The organism is Geobacillus sp. LYN3 (genome assembly GCF_003064505.1).
GTDB lineage: Bacteria > Bacillota > Bacilli > Bacillales > Anoxybacillaceae > Parageobacillus_B > Parageobacillus_B toebii.
This window is the reverse complement of sequence record NZ_QCWL01000048.1, coordinates 1-1,470: the sequence shown is the minus strand read 5'-3', so window position 1 is coordinate 1,470 and position 1,470 is coordinate 1. Positions and strand designations below refer to the sequence as shown.

The window sequence follows — 1,470 nt, the reverse complement described above, 5'->3', positions numbered from 1 at the left end:
CCATATCACCCACTATAGCAACCTTCCATCGATCCTTTGTCACGGTGGATTAGTGGCAAATAACGTGGCGAAAGTGAAAGTGTGTGCACATACACGTATACAAGATAGAAGGTTAACCACATTAGTTCCGCTTCCTCCTTATGGCACCTTGCATGATTATGTTCCTTTTTACTTTGCTCCTAGGTTATGCTATTAACAAAAGTCGTGTAGTCGGGTATGCAAAAGGACAAGATGAGATTATTTATCTCGTGTCTAGGAAAGATGTGATTCATTGCGGCAGATTGCGTTATGTGTTTACGGATGGCCATGCTATTATGAAAATTACTGATTTTTATAATAATTTAGGTAATTTGGGTAAGATTGATTGGAACATCATGTATTCTCCATTTTGGTTTGAAACAGAAGAAGACCCCGATCGGGAAAGAAGAAGGCAAGCGGAGTTTTTAGTGTATCAATTTGTTCCTATCGATATGATTTTAGGCATCGGGGTTAAAAATGATAAAATGAAGCAAAAAGTTGAAGAGATTATGTACCAATGTCATTGCCATAAACCGATAGCTGTCCGGCCACATTGGTACTACTGAAGAAGGTGATGTAATGATCATCTTAAAACAAGGCAACCTCTTAGAAGATGAAGCAGAAGCTTTGGTGAACACGGTCAATTGTGTCGGCGTGATGGGGAAAGAAATTGCACTGCAATTTAAGCAAGCTTATCCGGAAATGTTTTCGGAGTATGAAAAGGCTTGCCGCCGCAAGGAAGTGTAGCCAGGCAAAATGCATGTCGTTTCCACGAAATTGTTATTGATCTCAAAATAATTATTAATTTTCCTATAAAGCGCCACTAGAAAGGTAAATCACAGATGGAAGATATTGGACTAGGATTGGTGGATTTAATAAAAGCGGTTAAGGGCTTGATAAAAAATCGATTGCGCTTCTACCGTTCGAATGTGGAAAGAGTGGACTTAGATGGGGGGATGAAGTACGGAAGCGGCTTTTGAACATTTAAAAAAGGTGGAAGTGCATTGTATGAGCTCGCAGGAAGTCCAACACCCTATCAATAAAGATGCGTCCAAAACTCTCTAAAGATGATAAGTCAAATGTGTTATTTCGACACTACAATTTCTTCGTTAATGACTCTCTTTTTATATTTGCAAATAATCGACTAAGTTTTTACATATCGTGTATACTGTTAACAGGTCATATTTCTTCCCCAGCTTTGGTGTCCAATACCGCCCATGAGCCAACCAATGGCGCAATTGCAGTGCGCCTTTATAATCGCTAATATATTTTTTCGCCTGTGGATATTGCTCTTTCCAGCTTTCGAGAATATCTTCATCGAGAGAAGCGCGTTCTGCTTTTTCTTTGTAAATATGTCGGAAGATCCTGCTAAGGTGATCTTTTTTACAAGAATAACTGCTACGAAAGCCCGTGACTTTAGTCATCGGGATGAAGTGGCTGAATAATAAAATT

At 39.2% G+C, this 1,470-nt stretch carries 4 protein-coding genes; 3 read left to right on the top strand and 1 reads right to left on the bottom strand.

The window, feature by feature from the left end; all coding sequences use genetic code 11:
* The 3 genes from DCC82_RS18625 to DCC82_RS18440 form a co-directional block, all read left to right on the top strand.
* The coding region (locus DCC82_RS18625; RefSeq protein ID WP_286171369.1) for a DarT ssDNA thymidine ADP-ribosyltransferase family protein at positions 1–196 on the top strand (196 nt) is incomplete at its 5' end.
* Positions 141–584, top strand: a complete 444-nt coding sequence (gene darT, locus DCC82_RS16945; RefSeq protein WP_353652440.1) for a type II toxin-antitoxin system toxin DNA ADP-ribosyl transferase DarT — start codon at positions 141–143, stop codon at positions 582–584. The genes DCC82_RS18625 and darT, both read left to right, overlap by 56 nt.
* A gap of 13 nt (positions 585–597) precedes the next feature.
* The gene (locus DCC82_RS18440) at positions 598–765 is read left to right on the top strand and encodes a macro domain-containing protein (protein WP_233253084.1); all 168 of its coding nucleotides are present in this window, start codon (positions 598–600) and stop codon (positions 763–765) included.
* Between the two features lie 377 nt (positions 766–1,142).
* On the opposite strand, the gene DCC82_RS17525 is transcribed toward DCC82_RS18440, so the two are convergent.
* Positions 1,143–1,470, bottom strand: a 328-nt coding sequence (locus tag DCC82_RS17525; RefSeq protein WP_199222369.1) for a hypothetical protein, incomplete at its 5' end; no start/stop codon positions are given.

Excerpts from the sequence above, each read along its gene's own strand:
- darT (WP_353652440.1), top strand. The coding sequence starts at position 141 with ATGGCACCTTGCATGATTATGTTCCTTTTTACTTTGCTCCTAGGTTAT.
- DCC82_RS18440 (WP_233253084.1), top strand. The coding sequence starts at position 598 with ATGATCATCTTAAAACAAGGCAACCTCTTAGAAGATGAAGCAGAAGCT.